Genomic DNA, 16,825 nt, shown 5'->3' with positions numbered 1-16,825 from the left:
TCATGGTTTACCTTTCGATCAATCGGTGAGACGCCCGAGCAGCGTGAGCGCGTCCACGATGACGCGACGCTCCTTGTCGGTGAATAGGTTCTGAAGTTCCTGGGTCAGCCATTCGTCGCGGATCTGTCGATCGCTTTCGGCGCGCCGGCGGCCCTCGTCCGTCAGCGATAGTTCCGTGCGTCTTCCGTCCTCGGGATCGGGTGTGCGACAGATTAATCCGTGATTGTCCAATGCGGCGACGGTAGCGGCCATGGATTGCGGGCGGACGCGCTCGGCGCCTGCGAGCTGACTGGTGGACGCGGGACCGTCCTTCCATAGCCGGATCAGCACCGCTGTTTGCGACGGAGTGAGTCCGTCGCCTCCCGAGACTTCTTTGAGCCGCCGCCGCAGTCGACTGAAGATCACGCGAAGGTCGCGGGCGGCTGTCACGGCGGATTCACTGTATTGGGCCACATCTCCACTCTAATGTAGACAGTTGAAACTGTCCAGTTGTAACTGTCTATTTATGATTGATAGCGTGATCCGACGGGCAGCGGTGATAGTGGCCAACCCGACCACACGGCCGTAAGGACAGCGCTGTGGCGTGCCCTGCACGTGGAACTGGATCCCGCTCCGCACGTGCTTACCGACCGCATCGGACTACGGCTGGTGGCGCCGCCCGACGACTGGCGTCAACGCCCCGATATGGATCCGAGGGGCTCCGTTGCGTCGCGTCTGGGAATGGTGTCGCGAACCCGGTTCGTCGAGGATCTCGTGGACCAGTGGGTCGCCCGCGGGGTGGAGCAGTACGTGATCCTCGGGGCGGGCCTGGACACGTTTGCGCAACGGCGCCCCGAGGCCGGTCGACGGCTCACCGTCTACGAGGTTGATCATCCTCAGACTCAGGCGTGGAAGCGAAAGCGTTTGGCCGAGATAGGGTTTGATGTTCCCCACTGGCAGCGGCTGGTTCCCGTCGACTTCGAGGCGGGCGGGTCCTGGCGCGACCAACTGGCGATCGCGGGGTTCGACGCCGCCCGGCCCGCGGTGGTGGCGTCCACCGGCGTCAGCATGTATCTGACCGGTGCGGCGATCGCCGCGACACTGCGGCAATGTGCCTCGCTGGCGCCGGGTTCGACTCTGGCGATGACGTTTCTGCTGCCTTCGGAACTATTGAATGAGCCGGAGCGCGCGATCCGGGAGATGATCGTTTCCCGGGCTGCCGAATCGGGTACCCCGTGGTTGAGTTTCTTCACTCCCGACGAAATGCTGTCCCTAGCTCGTGAATGCGGGTTTGCGGACGTGTCACACGTGTCGGGGCGTGAATTGATCGAGCGCTATGTGCCCGACACCGGATTGTCAGCCGAGGAGTTCCTGGTGGCGACCGTCTAGTTGGTGGCCGCCGCGATACGCCATCCGGAGGTGGACTCCTGCTGGTGCCAGAACTCGGCGAAACGTCCTCCGAGTGCGGTGAGTTCGGCGATCGAGCCTTGCTCGATAACCTGACCGTCATCGATGAACAAGACATGATCCGCATTGCGGATCGCGCTGAGTCGATGGGCGATCATCACCTTGGTACGGACCCGGGGGTCGTTACCGATGGCATCGGTGACCGCTGTCTCGTTCTCGGTGTCCAGGGCGCTGGTCGCCTCGTCGATCAGCAGGACGGGGGCCGGTTTGACGAGGGCACGCGCGATGCTGACTCGTTGGCGTTCACCGCCGGACAATGCCGTACCCGCCTCGCCGACGCGTGATCGGTCGCCGTCCGGCAGACGCTCGATGATCTCGTCGACACGCGCGAGGGTCATTGCCCGGTGCATCTCGTCATCTCCGGCGGTGGGATGGCCGACCAGAACATTTTCACGGATCGGCCCGTCGAAGAGGTAGGGATGCTGGAACACCATGCTCACCAGCGCGCGTCGCGTCGCGGTGTCCAAGGTTGCGACATCGGTTCCGTCGACCAGGATTTGGCCGCTTGCCGGCTGCTGGAGGCCGGCGATGAGCGACAGGATGGTGCTCTTCCCGGAGCCCGACGGTCCGACGATGGCGGTGGTGCTGCCCGGTTCCAGGGTGAAGTCGACGCCCCTGAGGACCTGGTCGGTGGCGCCCTCGTAGCGGAAGGCGATATCGCGGAATTCGATGCGCGGTGCGGGAGCGTCGGCGGATGCGACGGCGTCCCCGGGTTGGTCCGCGGCCTCGGCGGTGATGATCGTGTGCAGGCGTCCGAAAACGCCCCGTGAGTTCTCTACGGCGGTGGTCAAATCGGCCAGCACGGTAAACGGCTCCAAGAAACGCACGATCACGACCATCAGGGCGACAGCCTCCGGAGCGCCGATCTCACCGCGCACGGCCAGCACCGTCGTCGTACCCGCCAACAGGATGAGCGCGATCTGGCTGACGATGCTGAACAGGAGCTGTCCGGGAATCTGGAACAACAGCAGCCGCATGGTCGCACCGCGCGCCACCGCGACCGCCTCACCGGCTTGGCTGCGTGCGGGTGCGACGCGACGGCTGGCCCGCAACGCGGCCTGCGTACGTGCGAACTCCAGGATTCGCTCGGTGAGTGCGCTGTGCGCCTTGGCGTCCGCCTCGTCGGCGGATCGCACGATCCGAATGCTGGACATCAGGGAACCCAGCAGCAGCGGCAGGGTGATCGCCGCCGCAACCCCCAACTTCCACGAGATGAAGAACAAGCCGATCGTGAGGGCAGCGGGCAGCAGTACGGCGCCCAGCAGCGGGGTGAGCAGGTTCGCGATGAACCCCACCAGGTCGGGTCCGCCGGATGAGATGGCCTGGCGTGCCAGGGCCGTCCGCTCGGCGGTGAACCAGCCCAGCGGAATATGGGTAATTCGGTCGGCCACCTGATGCTGGGAGTCGTTCAGCAGCGCGAACCCGATGCGGTAGCCGATGCGTGCCAACGTGGTATCCACAATCCAGCCGCCCACGGTGACGGCCGTGAGTATTCCGAGCCATGACAGCGCATCGGAGGGCGTCGCACCGAACAGTGCACTCAACAGCGGTATCAGCAGTAAGCAGCCGGCCGCCCGCAGCGCCGCCGAGACAAATGACAGCAGGATATAAACCCGCAGTGACCCGCGATGGCTGGATGGAATCAAGCGAATCAGGTTGGAAATCATCAGATGTTCCCTCCGGCGAGCACCGTGGAGACTACCGACGGTTCTTCGAGACGGCCCTCCCACAACCGCCGATACCGACCGTTGTTGGCGAGCAGTTCGGTGTGGGTGCCGGTTTCCGCCACTCGGCCGTGATCGAGGACCACGATCTGGTCGGCATCGGCGATGGTGTGCAGGCGGTGCGCGATGACCAGCACCGTCCGGTTGTGGATGAGCCGGCCCAGCGCCTGTTGAACCAGGTACTCGGATTCGGGGTCGGCGAATGCGGTGGCCTCGTCCAGGATCAGTATCGGGGTATCCGCGAGAAGCGCGCGGGCGATGGTGAGGCGCTGCTTCTCACCACCGGACAGCTGCGTATTGGTGTCCAACACGGTGTCATACCCGTGGGGAAGGCGCAGGATTCGTTCATGGATTTGTGCGTCGCGGGCCGCCGACTCGACCTCCGCATCGCTGGCCTCAGGCCGGGCCAGTGCGATGTTCTCGCGCACCGTTCCCGCAACCAGCTGCACGTCCTGAAAGACGAATCCCACCTTGGCGTACAGCTCATCGGGGGTCAGTGCACGGATGTCGGTGCCGTCGATGCGGACGGAGCCGCCGTCGACATCATGGAACCGCGCCAGCAGTGAAGCCAGTGTCGACTTCCCGGATCCCGACGGTCCCACCAGCGCCGTGACGGTGCCGGGCCGCAGTGTCAGGGTGACCTCGTGGATGACGGGGACGCCGGGCCGGTACCCGAAGGTGGCGGCGTCGAATGACACCGAGGGCGTCTTCGCGGATGCGGTCTGCGCACCGGCGATCTCCAGCTCGGTCTCGTCGAGGGCGATCGCAATGTGGCGTGCCGCCTCCATGCCGCCGCGAATACCGCCGAGCCCGTACGCGATTCCCAGCAGCCGGGTGCCGAAGGTGGTGCCGAGCACGAGGAACGGCAGCAGGGTGACGGGCTGCATGGTGTCCGCGACGACGAACAGTGTGCCCGCCGCGGCGATGAGCCACAGGAAGGTGGTGGGCCTGGTGGCCAGGTCCATGAACGTCTTCTTGCCGATGAACGGTCGCTGCCAGTCGTTCAGGAAGGCGAGGTACCCGTCGAGCTTGCGTGTGAACGACGATGCCGCCGAGCCGCCGAATATCCGGATGACCGGCTGCCCTTCGAGATACGCGGCGGACTCGCCGCTCATACGCTCGGTCCAGCGGGACGCTTCGACGATTTTCGGTCCGCTCTGATACATCATCGCCATCATCGTCACCATGTAGATGAGGATCGGGATGAGCAGGATGAGCGCCATGCGCCATTCGATGACGAACAGGTACACCAGCACGGCCACCGGTCCGACCACGGCGGCCACCGCGTCGGGGATCGCATGGGTGATCAGGTAATGCAGCGAGAGTGTGTCGTCCTGGATCAGCTTCTTGACCGACCCGGAACCACGCTGGGTGAACCACCCCAAGGGAACTCGGGACAGCTTGTCCAGCAGCCGTCGCCGGATATTCGAGCTGAAGCGCAGGTCCACGAAATGCAGCCACAGCGTGAGTGCCGCGGCCAGACAGGTGCCGAGCGCCAATAGCCCCAGGAATATGAATCCGGTGTGCCACAACCGGGTTTGGTCCGCACCGCTCAACAGCAGGCGCGTCAGCTCCACGAGGACCACGAACGGAGCCAGCTCGACCAGGGTGATGATCGCCTGCAGCACGCCGCTGGCGATCATCTGTTTCTTGACGGGCGCCAGCAGCTCGCCCGCGGCTTGTGATCGCCACCGTCCCTGCGGGACAGTCGATTCGGGAGCAGCCGCGGATGCATCCGGTGTAGCGGGTTGGGGCGCAGTGGGCGTCGGCGCCGGTGCCTGATGCGTCTCGGTGTCGCCGCGACGGCTTCCCATCGCGCGGCCGAAGGTCCAGTAGGCGGCCGCGTGCACGTCGGCCTTCGGGAATCCGAACTCGTCTCGCAACCGTTTGCGCAGGTGCTTGAGCGATCCCGCCTCAGGGCCCGCCCAGGCGTACCAGTTGGACCAGTCGCGCGCCTCGACGGCGGCGGCCAGCGATGTTTCGTCGGCTCGGTCTACCCAGTGCAGCCGGCGCCGAGGATGGTCCGTCAGGGGGATCAGGGTGTCGTCGGCACTGTGCCGCTCCAGATACACCTCGACGTCGACATCGGCGGGTAGGGCAGCCACGATCGAGTTGATCGCCGGAATGGAGGCAGAGTCGCCAATGAGAAGGAATCCGGCCGGAAGATCCTCGGGTACCTCGAAACGTGCGGAACCGAAGGCCACAACCGGAATGGTCATTCCGGGCTGTGCGGCCGCCGCCCACTGACAGGCAGGGCCGGCGGGCTCGTGGATGACGACGTCGATGGAGAATTCGCCCGCGTCCTCGTCGCTCGTGACGATCGTGTAGGCCCGTTGGTGTTCGGTGGCGCCGCCCGCGGGGTCGGGGAACCAGAATCTGAGCCATTCGGCAGGAGTGTGTAGGAGGTCCTCGAACAAGGTTGGTGCGGACATCGTGAGTCGCACGCAGTTCGGCGCGACGGGTGCGGTGCCGACGACGGTGGCCACGTGATCGCGCGCCCCGAGTCCGCGCAGCATCGCGCCCTGGAACCCTCTACCCATGCTTATGTGACCTTTGTTCGTGCCCGCCCATACTTAGCCCATCCTAACCTAAGGAGAATGGGCGGGTCAGGCGTGAAGGACGTCGGCTTCCTCGGTGGCCTCGCTGCAGGGGATGTCGGTTCCGGCGATCGAGGCCCCGGCGGTCTCGATGAGGAAGGGCAGGGCGCACAGCCCGACGGCACAGGCCAGCATCAGATAGGCAGCGGGAAACAAGTCCCATCCGGTCTTGTCCACCATGAGGTCGTTCACCAGCGGTGCGGTGCCGCCGAAGGCCGCGGTGGACAGGTTGTAGGAGATGGCGAAACCCGCATAGCGGACTTGGGTGGGGAACATGCAGGGGAAGGTCGCGGTGATTGTCGACAGCTGCGGTATGTACAGCAACCCGAGGACCGCGAAACCCACTATTGCCCAACCGAATCCCTGTCCCATGAGCCAGAACATCGGCAGTGACAGCACGAACAGGCCGATCAGGGAGAACAACCACATCGGTTTGCGCCCAACGCGGTCCGAGAGTGCGCCGCAGAAGGGCAGGAACGCCATCATGGCGACCTCACCGATGAGGATCACGATCTGGCCCTGAGTCTCCGACATCCCGAGCCTGGTCTTGAGATAGGTCGGCTGGTAGCTCAGCAGGGTGTAGTTGGTGATGTTCAGCGCGATGACCAGCAGCATCATCACGATCATGGGCCGTTTGTAGTCGCGCACCAGATCCTTGAGCCGTTCCAGCGCGGTCTCTTGGCCTTCCGGTTCCTGCTCCTTCATCTCCTTAAACAACGGCGGGTCATCCAGATGGCTCCTCAGGTACCAGCCGATAAGACCCATCGGAAGCGCGACGAGAAACGGGATCCGCCACCCCCAGGAGTGCATGTCTTGCGTGCTGAGGGTGGCGTCCAGGATGAGGACGAACGCGGCGCCGATTGCGAACCCGCCCAACGTGCCGAGCTCCAGGAAGGATCCGTACTTGCCGCGTTTCTTGTCGGGTGCGAACTCCGCCATGAATGTTGCCGCGCCGCCGTATTCGCCGCCGGTGGAGAAGCCCTGGACGACCCGCAACAGGATCAAGAGCGCGGGCGCCGCCATCCCGATGGTTGCCCAGCTGGGCAACACACCAATGAGTGTGGTGGACAAGGCCATCAGCACGATGGTGATGGCCATGACGCTTTTGCGGCCCAACTTGTCACCGAGCGGTCCCCAGACCATGCCGCCCAGGGGACGCAGCAGGAAGGAGATGGCGTACCCGAGCATGGTGAATGCGGTGCCCAGGGTGGGGAAGAAGGCCTGGGTCAGGAAGGTGGTGGTGGCGGCATAGACGCCGTAGTCGTACCACTCGGTGGCATTGCCCATCGCCGATGCCGCGATAGCGCGGTGCAGCTGCCGCCGACCCTCGGGTGATTGGAAGTCCGGTCGGGGGACCGGGGGAGGTTCCGTTTCACCCGTGTTCGGGCCGGCGGTCGGCATCAGGAAGTACTCGGTGACCGGGGAGCCAGCGGGGTGAAGTCTCGCGCGGCGATGTACTCGGGACGCGGCTCGTATCCGGCGAAGGGCCTTTGCGGCGTGTTCTCCACCGAGTTGAACACCAGGAACACGTTCGAACGCGGATACGGGCTGATATTCGACCCCGACCCGTGCATCAAGTTGCAGTCGAACCACAACGCGTCCCCGGGCTGACCGAGGAACAGTTCAATGCCGCTCGTCAGGGCGGCATCGGCAAGGGTCTGGGTAGAGGGAACGCCAACTTCCTGTTCCACCAACGATTTCCGATGATTGTCGCGCGGGGTCGACCCGACGCACGGGTAGAAGGTGCGGTGCGTGCCCGGCATCACCTGCAGCGTCCCGTTGTACGCGACATTGACGGTCAACGCGATCGAACAGGACACCGTGCGCATCTGGGGTATGCCGTCTTCGGTGTGCCAGGTCTCGAAGTCCGAATGCCAGTAGAACCCACGTCCCCGGAATGCGGGCATCGCGTTGATACGGGATTGATGCAGATACACCGGTCCGCCCAGTAGCTGCTCGGCGACATCGAGTACACCCGGCGAGCACGCCACATCCATGACCACCGAGCTCAGGAGGTGTGCCTCGAAGATGGAGCGCACCTCCTGCGATCCGGCCTCGCGGATTATTCGCGGATCGTCACCGAGCTGCGTTGGCACCCTGTCGATCTCGTTGCGCAACGCGGATACGGTGGCGTCGTAAACCGTGCTCGGCCGGATCAGGAAACCCTGTTCGGACATCTGCGTGAGTGCCGGTGGGGCGAGCGGGCCCTCGTCGGTGGCGCTCCAGACGACTGGCTCGCTACGCGGGATCGGAGGCTGCTCGGCCTCGAGGCGGCTCGGGTAGCGATCGGTGATCGCGGGGGCACTCATGACAGCGCGGGCGCAGCTGGGTATGCGCCGGACTCGTCGTGGACCTCCCGTCCGGTGACGGGAGGATTGAAGACGCACATCATGCGCATCTCGGTATCGGCGGAAAGCTGGTGCCGCTCATTACCGTCGAGCAGATACATGCTGCCCGGCCCCAGGGTGAACACGTCACCGTTTTCCAGGTTGGTCAGCGTTCCGGTGCCTGCGGTGAGCCAGACGGCTTCGATGTGGTGCTGGTAGTGGAAGACGTGGATGGTGCCGGCATCGATGGTGGTTTCGTGGAAGGAGAATCCGACTCCGTCATCCGCCAGCACGATCCTCTTGCTATGCCAGCCGTCACCGCTGACATCGCGTTCGGTACCCGTAATCTGTTGGGTGGTACGGACAATCAAGATTTTTCCCTTCTCTCGTGGTGCGCGTTTGGCTGTGGAGTTACTGGGCCGATTCCGCGATGGCTTCACGCAGGGTGGCGATGCCGATATCGAGCTGCTCGTCAGTGGTGGTCAGGGCGGGCAGCAGTTTGACCACCTCGTCCTTGGGGCCTGAGGTCTCCACCAGTAGGCCGCGCTCGAACGCGGCCTTGCTGACTCGGGATCCTCGCTCGGCGTCGGCGAACGCGATGCCCTGCACCATGCCGCGGCCACGCACCGTCACCGAGTCGTCGTCGGCCACCAGTGCGGACAGCTCGGTGTGCAAGCGGTCGCCCTTACGGCGCACGTCCTCGCTGAATGTGGCGTCTTGCCAATACTTTTGCAGTGTGGCGGTGGCGGTCACGAAGGCTGGGTTGTTCCCGCGGAAGGTGCCGTTGTGCTCGCCGGGAGCCCACTGGTCCAGATCGGGCCGGATGAGTGTCAGGGCCATCGGCAGGCCGTAACCGCTGATGGACTTCGACAACGTCACGATATCGGGCCGGATGCCCGCGTCCTCGAACGAGAAGAACGCACCGGTTCGGCCGCAACCCATCTGGACGTCGTCGACGATCAGGATGATCTCGCGCTTGGCGCACAGGTCATTGAGTGCCTGCAGCCACTCGGCGCGCGCCACGTTGACGCCCCCCTCGCCCTGCACGGTCTCGACGATCACCGCAGCGGGCTTGTTGAGGCCGCCGCCTTCGTCGTCGAGCACCTTCTCGAACCAGTGGAAGTCCTCGGTGACACCACCGAAGTAGTTGTCGTACGGCATGGGGGTGGAGTGCACCAGCGGCACGCCCGCGCCGGCACGTTTCATCGAATTACCGGTTACGGCCAGTGACCCCAAGGTCATTCCATGGAACGCATTGGTGAAGCTGATGATCGATTCGCGCCCGGTGATGTTCCGTGCCAGCTTCAGCGCGGCCTCCACGGCGTTGGTTCCGGTGGGACCGGGGAACTGCACCTTGTAGTCCATACCCCGCGGCTGCAGGATGGTCCGCTCGAACTCCTCGAGGAACTGCTGTTTGGCGACGGTGGCCATGTCCAGGCCATGGACCACACCGTCGGTGGTCAGGTAGTCGATGAGGGCGGTCTTCAGCACGGGGTTGTTGTGCCCGTAGTTGAGTGCGCCGGCACCGGCAAAGAAGTCCAGGTAGCGCTCACCGCTGGTGTCGGTGAGCCACGATCCCGAGGCGGAGGTGAAGGTGGTTGGCCAAGTCCGGCAATAGCTTCGCACCTCGGATTCACGTTCGTTGATGACCCTCGGAAGCCCGGATTGCTGCGCGGGCAAGGTGGCGGTCATATGTGTTTCCCCTTTCGGCCCAATGTTTTTAGGCACTGTTATTGGGCGCTTTATGTGGTTCTAGCGGAGTGAGCCGAAGCAATGGCTCTGCCTCGTGTGCATCGGGAAAGAGGTGCTCGCCGAATCCTGCGGATTCGGTGAGTTCCATGTCCCGCCGGCGGGCAAATCCGGCGAATAATGCGCGCGAAGCGGTATTCGACTGTGTAACAGTTGTTTCCATGATCAAAGGCTCGCCCTGCAAGGTCGCCAGAGAGTCTGCGAGCCAGGCCAGCATGCTGGCGGCCAGTCCCTCTCCGCGGTGCGCCTCATCGACCCCGACCTGCCAGATCATCAGTGATCCGGAGGGCCTGAGGTATCCGGTGACGAATCCGACTGGCTTTCCGTCGACGCGTGCAACGGCGGCTGTGGAAGGAAAGTCTGTGCACCACAACAGGTATGCGTAAGAGGAGTTGACATCCAGCACGCCGGAATCGCGTGCGATGCGCCACATGTGGCGAGCGTCCGACTGTGTCGGGTGGCTAATCGACCACACGGGGGTACAACGCTTTTCAGTCTGCAATTCAGTATCGACCACTAAAAATCACCATCACCACAACATGTTTCGTATCAACTCGGGTTTCGTTCCGTTCGACCGTAACCACATTGACACCCGAATGGCCAGGACCGGCACCGAGGATCCGGGTCAACTGATGGCGTTTGCCGAGGGTATCCACCTGATGTGACGCTCATCACATTATTGTGGGACCATGAGAACTTGACGGGATCTTGACGAGTGTGCATCGAGATTGCTGGACAGCGTTCAGGCATTGCTGCTGAAGCAGCGTTCCCAACGGTCGGGATCGGCCAGCATCTCCCCGGGCGGCGTGGCCCAACAGGCGGCCACCAGGTCATAACCGTGATGGATGAGCGCGGCGTGCGCGGGCCAGTACGACTGCAACCATTCGGGTTCGTTGTGTGCGCTGTCCACTCCGGCCCGAATTGCGCCCTCGAGCTCAAAGGACAGGTCACGGGCCTCCGCGTAGGCGGCGGCGTGGGCGGGCTGGACCCGTGCGGCCGCGACCAGCGCAAGAGCCGCCTTGCGGATCCGGGCTTCGGTGAAGGCGAAGGTGCGGCGGTGGGCACGTGGCGCAATGAGGTAGATCGACGCCATGGCCACGGCCACGCCGATCAGCGTCTCGGCCAGTCGGTCGCGCACTATCGATGTGACCGATCCCTGCAGCGTGACCACGCCCGCCGACAGCAGCGCGATGGGGGTCACGAACATGACGGCCACCGCGTAGTTACGGGGCAGGAACAGCTCGGTGCAGAACTGCAGTGTCGCGATGGCGGCGATGAGCGTGTATCCGGTCGGGGACAGCTGGTAGAGCACCGCGAAGAGACCGAGTCCAGTGACCGTTCCGGCGAAGCGATGCAGCCCGCGCACTGTCCCGTGCAACCGATCGGGCCCCATGTGGACGATCACGAGGGCGCTCAGGATGGCCCATTGCGGCCGTGTCAGGCCGACCGCGGCGCTGATGACTCCGGCCCCCAGGCAGGCCATACCGACTCGTCCGGCGGTGATTGTCGCGTGCGAACGGAACCGCACCGAGCGGCGGAGTCGATACCAGATGCTTGGGCGCACGACGAGGACATGGTCGCCGGGGATGAGATGGTCGAGCACCATCTTGTTGCCGACAGCGATTTCGGTGAATCTGCGGTGGGTGTCGAGCATGGTGTTCACCAAGGGCGAATCGGATCTGTTCGACAGCCCCGCATCGTGCAGCGCGGTCCATGCCGAAGAGATCGCGGCGCCCGCGGCATGGCGCGCGTCGACCGTGGCGTTGCCCGGCTGGGCATAGATGTCCACCGCGTCGACCGCCCGCTGGGTCGCGACGCGCTCGGGTTTGTGGCGATCGATGGCAGCACCCGCCATCGAAACGATAACCGCCGCAATGGCTCCCAGGCCCGCGCAGATCAGGATCCGCTCCGGGGCCACGCCCCATTCGGTGGCCCCGAGGGCGCCACCGCACACCAGGACGAAGAACAGTGCACCCGGCGGACCGAGACGAAGGGCATCGACGGTGTAGACCACCGGGACCGCGACGGCCGTCAGGGTCAGGATGGTCGCCGCCTTGTTGGCGACGCCCCCTGGCGCGTAGGTGCCCACGACCGCACCGACCGCGGCGACGAGCATCAACGCGATGCCTGCGGTAGCCACCGCGGCCGCGCGCACCCGGTAGGGACGGCCCTCGCCGTACAGGACCGCGAATGCTCCGTAGGTGACGTAGAGCGCGGCGTTCGGGTAGCCGGCGGCAACGACCAGTGTTCCTGGGATGGCGACGGCGGCACCGGCGCGCAGCCCGATGCTCCAGCGCCGGCCCGCGGGCGGAGCGGAGAACAGGATGGAGCGAGCCCGGGCGATCTGCGGAAGCGGATCCGGCGATTCAGGCGCGGGCGGGGTCACACGTCATTTCATACCGTGCCGATGCCGGTAGGCGCGCTGTTTACAGGCGGGGGAGCAGTAGCGCTGCGGGCGGCCCTTGCCCTGGGCGCTCAGCTGGCCGCCGCAGAAACCGCAGCCCCCGGGTTGGCTGACGGTTGTTTCGTCACGCGTTGGCGTGGATTCGTCACAGGCACCGCGTGCCGCGGACACCAAGTCCGTGCCGGCCGCGCGCCCGCGCGGGGTACGGATGCGCAGCTCACCGTCCAGGTAGGGGCAATCGACGATGTCCTCGTTCTGGCAGCAGAGTAGGTGATTGAGGTATTCGCGCGCACGATCGAGCTGCTCGATCCGTGCCGAGATCTCCACGACCTGCTCGGTGACCGCATTGCGCCAGGTATCCGGCTGTGCCGAATGCGATGTCACGATTGCTGCCTGGCGCAGCGGCATCATTCCGGTGATGCAGCACAGGTAGGCGATGCCGATGCGCCGCAGATCCCGCTCGGTGTACGTACGGCGGCCGCTGTGTTGGGTGGGCGAATTGAGAACGCCTTGTTTTTCCCACCACCGCAGCGTGGACGGAGCCAGGCCGTACAGCGCGGCTGCCTCACCGATGTTCACCGTGGGTTCCGGGGCGATGGATCTTGACATCAAGCTCACTTCACCATTGAAACTTAGGTAACCCTAACTTGCAAGGAGTTTCCATGGTCGAGATGGCTACGACTCACCACAATCCGCGCCGGTCTAGCTCGCGGTCGTCTAATCCAGCAATGACCGGCCGAGATAGCCGTCCTCTGCCGTGCCCGGCGGCATGACAAAAACTGCCGACCCGACGGCGGTGTTCCACTGATTGAACTCGTCTTTTTCGGATAAGCGTTGTTGCACGGGAACGAACTGCGTGGCGATATCCCGTTGGTATGCCGCGAAAATCAGGCCTGAGTTCGATGAAGTGCCCGGGAAGGGCGCGTCGTCGAAGTTGTACGGGCGGCGCAGGAACTTCTCGTGTGGATTGCGGTGGCGGGCAAGAGCGATATGCGAGGTCGCGGGGATGACGGGGATGCCGCCGCGTGTCATCGTCAAATCGGGCTCGTCGGATTCCTTGTTGCCCGTCAGGGGTGCGCCATTGTCTGACCGTCTGCCCATGATCAAGTCCCGGAGCTTGCGATCCAACTGGTCCCATCCGTCCAGGTTCATCGTGATCCGGCGAAGGACCAGAAGCGTTCCGCCCCTGAGCCACTGATGATCATCACCTTGATGCCACAGCAGGCTGTCCAGCTCCGCGGCGCCGGGGTTCACGGTGCCGTCGACCTGCCCCATGAGATTTCGCATCGTGCCGCCGGAGGGATCCTCGGCACGCGGCGTGCGGAATCCGGTTTGGCGCCAGCGTTCGGTGGCCAGCGAGCGCACATTCTTGAGCAGCACCCGAGCCGTGTGTGCCACCAGCAGCATGTCGTCGGCGCATATCTGCAGCAGTAGATCTCCTCCGCACCAACGCTTGTCGAGCCGATCAGTGGCGAACGCCGGAAAGTCCCGCGCCGAGGCGGGGCATCTGTCCGTCAGACCGGCCTTGGCGAACGCTGATGGGCCCAGGCCCGCTGTGACCGTCAATCGTGCTGCGGACGTGGCCAATTCCGGTTCGGTATCGGCCAACGCGGGCACGCCCTGGGTCAACCTGGCGGCGTCGGTGGTCCATAGGCGCAGAATCGACTTGAGATTCTCGCGCACCGCCCGTGTGTCTGAGTTGTTGCCGGCCAGCAGATCCACTGCCAGGAACATGGCGTGGGCTTGCGGCGCGGTGGCGATCCCGGCTTGGTGTTCCCCAAAGAACGGTTCGACCGCGCGTTCATTGCGTGGCCGCGCCGCCTGGGATTGAGCAGACCACGCCGACAACCCCGCGCCCGCGGTCAGCGCGGCCGCGGCGCCACCGCCGACGATGAGTCCCCGTCGGGACAGAGAACGACGCGTCATGGTCAGGGCTGGTAGTTCTCGTTGCCGCCTGCGAAGTCCCGGATCTGGGCGGTCAGCGGCTTGGTCGAGCCGTCCTGGAAGGCCAGCGTGATGACGACGTCCTGGCCCGGGCGCAGTGGGGTTTTCAGGCCCATGAGCATGACGTGATCGCCGCCGGGGGACAGCTTGTGTTCGCCGTTGGCGGGGATGACGACCCCGCCCTCCTTGGGCCGCATCAGCCCGCCGGCTGTCACCTCGTGAAGCTCCACCGACTTCGCCGCGGGCGAGGTGGCGGACACGATGCGGGCTTCGGTGGAGCCGTTGTTGTGCACCGTGCCGAATACGGAGGTCATGGAGCCGTCGGGCGCGGACTTGGCCCACTGGTCGGTGATGGTGACTTCGGATGCCTGCTCGGCAGGGGTGGATTCATGCGCCGAACAACCGGCGAGCAATGACAGCGCGACTGCTGCCGGGATGACGATCTTCACGTTCAGCTAGTCGTCCCGACGGTGCGGAAAGTTCCGCCGGGCTGATTCCGGCGCAGGCTCAGCTCGGTGAAGAGCTGCTCGGTGGCGGACTTGGCGGCCTCGGTATCTCCGGCGATGACGCCCTCGACGAGCCTGGTGTGTTCGTGTTCGAACGAACATTCCGCGCCGATGGGATTGCCGCGCATGTAGTGGTCCATCAAGCCCAGGAGCGAATCGTAAAGCTCCAGGTAAAGGGCATTGTGGCTGGCGGCGACCACGGCACGGTGAACGGCGATATCGGTGGCAATGGCTTCCTCGACATCCTGGGGTGCGACGTCGCGGGGCGCCCACAGTTCGTTGCGTCGCCGGAGCAGCGCCCGCAGCTGCTCGATGTCATCTTCGTCACGTCGCTGCGCGGCGAGGCCGGCGGCGGTCACTTCCAGGGTCTGTCGCAGCTCGATGAGATCACGGTCGTTGGCGGCGGCGAAGTAGTCGGCGATGGCCGAACCGCTGCCGCCAACGGAGAGCACGTAGGTGCCGGAGCCCTGGCGCCGTTCGAGCATGCCGGCATGGGCCAGCGCCTGGACGGCTTCTCTAATTGTGTTGCGAGAGGTCCCGGTGAGCTCGCACAATTCGGGTTCGGTGGGGATGCGGGCACCGATGGCCCAGCGTCCCGACAGAATCTCCTCGCGGAGCTGCTCGGTGACCTGACCAATCAGTGTCTGGCGACGAACCGGCTGCATGACGGCTCATCGTAGCGCGCGGCGGAAATCACCTTGATCTCATTCATCCATTCATCCTATGATTTGCCAGGCTGCTTTTAGGAGGATGAACGGTGACCGCGACCTTGCGAGACGAAACGCACACGATCTCGGCTGCTGCGCTACGGCGTGGGCGCTGGATGGTGTTGGTCGCGATTCTGCTGTTCGCGATGTGCCTGCGTTCGGCCGTCACCTCTCTGAGTCCGCTACTGACTCAGATATCGCACGAGATCGGTTTCGGATCCGCGGTGATCGGTGTCTTCGGGATGCTGCCGACGGCGATGTTCGCCGTCGCCGGGCTGGTAACGCCCGCGCTCACCGAGCGATTCGGCCTGGAGCGCACCACGCTGGCCGCAGTCGCCGCCACCGCCGTGGGTATGGCGGCCCGGCCCGCGATGACCACAACCGGCGGGCTGCTGGTGTTGTCCTGCCTGGCGCTGTTGGGCATGGGCATCGGCAATGTGGTGATCCCGCCGTTGGTCAAGCGGTACTTCTCGCATCGCGTCGCGCTGATGAGCGCGGCCTACTTGACGGTGCTGCAGGTCGGCACCACCGTGCCCGCGCTTACCGCTGTTCCGCTTGCCGGTACCTACGGATGGCGGTTCTCGCTCGCCGCGTGGGTGATTGTCCCCGTCGCCGCACTGCTGCCGTGGATCGGCGTGGTGATCGCTCGGCGTGGCCACGACGTATCCGACCACTCCGCCGAGCCTCATGCGGATTCGGCTGTGACGGGTCAGGTTTGGCGTTCGCCGTTGGCGTGGGGCATGGCCGGCATGTTCGGCATGACATCGCTGGTGACGTATTCGATGTTCACCTGGATCCCGGCGATCTTGAGCTCGGCCGGTGGTAGTGCCGCGCTGGGCGGTGTGATGGTGGCCCTGTTCTCGGCGGTGGGATTCGTTGGCACGCTGACGATCCCGCCCTTGGCCGCCCGCATGCGCAACCCGTTCCCACTGGTCGTGGCGTGCCTGGTGTGCTTCCTTATCGGATTCGCCGGGCTGTTGTGGCTGCCGATGACCGCGACCGCCGTGTGGGTGATCGCACTTGGCTTCGGACCGTCCACCTTCCCGCTGGGGCTGACGCTGGTGAACCTGCGCACACGCACTCCCGCTGGTTCCGCGGCGTTGTCCGGCTTCACTCAGGGCGTTGGTTACGCGGTTGCGTGCCTGGGCCCCTTGCTGTTCGGTGTGCTGCACGATGTGAGTGGCGGTTGGTATGCGCCGTTCGGCCTCCTGCTAGTGGCCATCACCGTGCTGGGTATCGGCGCGTTCCAGGCCTGCAAACCCCGGATGCTGGAAGACACCTGGGGGCGCTGAGTCCTGCCTAGAACCGTGGTGGATTGGCCTTGGCGTGCCCTAGTGGTCGTTCACTTCGGCAACTTGGGAAGGGGCGCGTCAGCTTGGATCAGGCGATAGCGCGCGCCAAACCTGCATAGCCCCAATTGT

13 protein-coding genes and 2 pseudogenes are annotated in these 16,825 nt (G+C 64.7%); 2 read left to right on the top strand and 13 right to left on the bottom strand.

Annotated elements, in window-relative coordinates:
• Positions 1-18: 18 nt before the first annotated feature.
• A complete protein-coding gene (locus BKG76_RS06950; protein ID WP_070936977.1) occupies positions 19-453 on the bottom strand; it encodes a MarR family winged helix-turn-helix transcriptional regulator in 435 nt (144 codons plus the stop codon).
• An 87-nt stretch (positions 454-540) separates the two neighbouring features.
• Between BKG76_RS06950 and BKG76_RS06945 the strand changes: the two are divergent.
• Positions 541-1,368, top strand: a pseudogene (locus tag BKG76_RS06945) (class I SAM-dependent methyltransferase); the annotation flags it as partial.
• Here the strand turns inward: BKG76_RS06945 and BKG76_RS06940 are convergent.
• The 12 genes and pseudogenes from BKG76_RS06940 to BKG76_RS06885 form a co-directional block, all read right to left on the bottom strand.
• A complete protein-coding gene (locus BKG76_RS06940; protein ID WP_070936975.1) occupies positions 1,365-3,113 on the bottom strand; it encodes an ABC transporter ATP-binding protein in 1,749 nt (582 codons plus the stop codon). The pseudogene BKG76_RS06945 and the gene BKG76_RS06940 overlap by 4 nt on opposite strands.
• Complete coding sequence (locus BKG76_RS06935) at positions 3,113-5,710, bottom strand: ABC transporter ATP-binding protein/permease (RefSeq protein ID WP_070936974.1); 2,598 nt, start codon at positions 5,708-5,710, stop codon at positions 3,113-3,115. The genes BKG76_RS06940 and BKG76_RS06935 overlap by 1 nt, the downstream gene beginning before the upstream one ends.
• Positions 5,711-5,776: 66 nt before the next feature.
• On the bottom strand, positions 5,777-7,054 hold the full coding sequence (locus BKG76_RS06930; RefSeq protein WP_070936973.1) for an MFS transporter: 1,278 nt from the start codon (positions 7,052-7,054) through the stop codon (positions 5,777-5,779).
• A gap of 113 nt (positions 7,055-7,167) precedes the next feature.
• On the bottom strand, positions 7,168-8,076 hold the full coding sequence (gene thpD / locus BKG76_RS06925; RefSeq protein ID WP_070936972.1) for an ectoine hydroxylase: 909 nt from the start codon (positions 8,074-8,076) through the stop codon (positions 7,168-7,170).
• The gene (locus tag BKG76_RS06920) at positions 8,073-8,465 is read right to left on the bottom strand and encodes an ectoine synthase (protein WP_070937004.1); all 393 of its coding nucleotides are present in this window, start codon (positions 8,463-8,465) and stop codon (positions 8,073-8,075) included. Before BKG76_RS06920 ends, thpD begins: the two co-directional genes overlap by 4 nt.
• 40 nt (positions 8,466-8,505) lie before the next feature.
• The gene (ectB, locus tag BKG76_RS06915) at positions 8,506-9,786 is read right to left on the bottom strand and encodes a diaminobutyrate--2-oxoglutarate transaminase (RefSeq protein WP_070936971.1); all 1,281 of its coding nucleotides are present in this window, start codon (positions 9,784-9,786) and stop codon (positions 8,506-8,508) included.
• A gap of 28 nt (positions 9,787-9,814) precedes the next feature.
• Positions 9,815-10,309 carry a diaminobutyrate acetyltransferase gene (ectA, locus tag BKG76_RS06910; RefSeq protein WP_269085932.1) on the bottom strand — a complete coding sequence of 165 codons (495 nt, stop codon included), beginning with the start codon at positions 10,307-10,309 and terminating at the stop codon, positions 9,815-9,817.
• 276 nt (positions 10,310-10,585) lie between these two features.
• Positions 10,586-12,229 (bottom strand): FUSC family protein, encoded by a 1,644-nt coding sequence (locus BKG76_RS06905; protein ID WP_070936969.1) that lies wholly within the window; start codon positions 12,227-12,229, stop codon positions 10,586-10,588.
• A gap of 3 nt (positions 12,230-12,232) precedes the next feature.
• On the bottom strand, positions 12,233-12,856 hold the full coding sequence (locus BKG76_RS06900) for a MerR family transcriptional regulator (protein WP_070936968.1): 624 nt from the start codon (positions 12,854-12,856) through the stop codon (positions 12,233-12,235).
• 108 nt (positions 12,857-12,964) lie between these two features.
• Positions 12,965-14,173, bottom strand: a complete 1,209-nt coding sequence (locus BKG76_RS06895) for a Dyp-type peroxidase (protein WP_070936967.1) — start codon at positions 14,171-14,173, stop codon at positions 12,965-12,967.
• Positions 14,174-14,175: 2 nt separating this feature from the next.
• Positions 14,176-14,640, bottom strand: a complete 465-nt coding sequence (locus tag BKG76_RS06890; RefSeq protein WP_070936966.1) for a copper chaperone PCu(A)C — start codon at positions 14,638-14,640, stop codon at positions 14,176-14,178.
• Positions 14,641-14,646: 6 nt separating this feature from the next.
• Positions 14,647-15,362: pseudogene (locus BKG76_RS06885) on the bottom strand (FadR/GntR family transcriptional regulator).
• A 92-nt stretch (positions 15,363-15,454) separates the two neighbouring features.
• Between BKG76_RS06885 and BKG76_RS06880 the strand changes: the two are divergent.
• A complete protein-coding gene (locus BKG76_RS06880; RefSeq protein WP_070936965.1) occupies positions 15,455-16,696 on the top strand; it encodes an MFS transporter in 1,242 nt (413 codons plus the stop codon).
• The last annotated feature ends 129 nt before the right edge of the window (positions 16,697-16,825 follow it).

Source organism: Mycobacteroides franklinii (genome assembly GCF_001853795.1).
GTDB classification, from domain to species: Bacteria; Actinomycetota; Actinomycetes; order Mycobacteriales; family Mycobacteriaceae; genus Mycobacterium; species Mycobacterium franklinii.
Note: the sequence above shows the minus strand (reverse complement) of the source record. Positions and strands in the feature narration are given on the sequence as shown.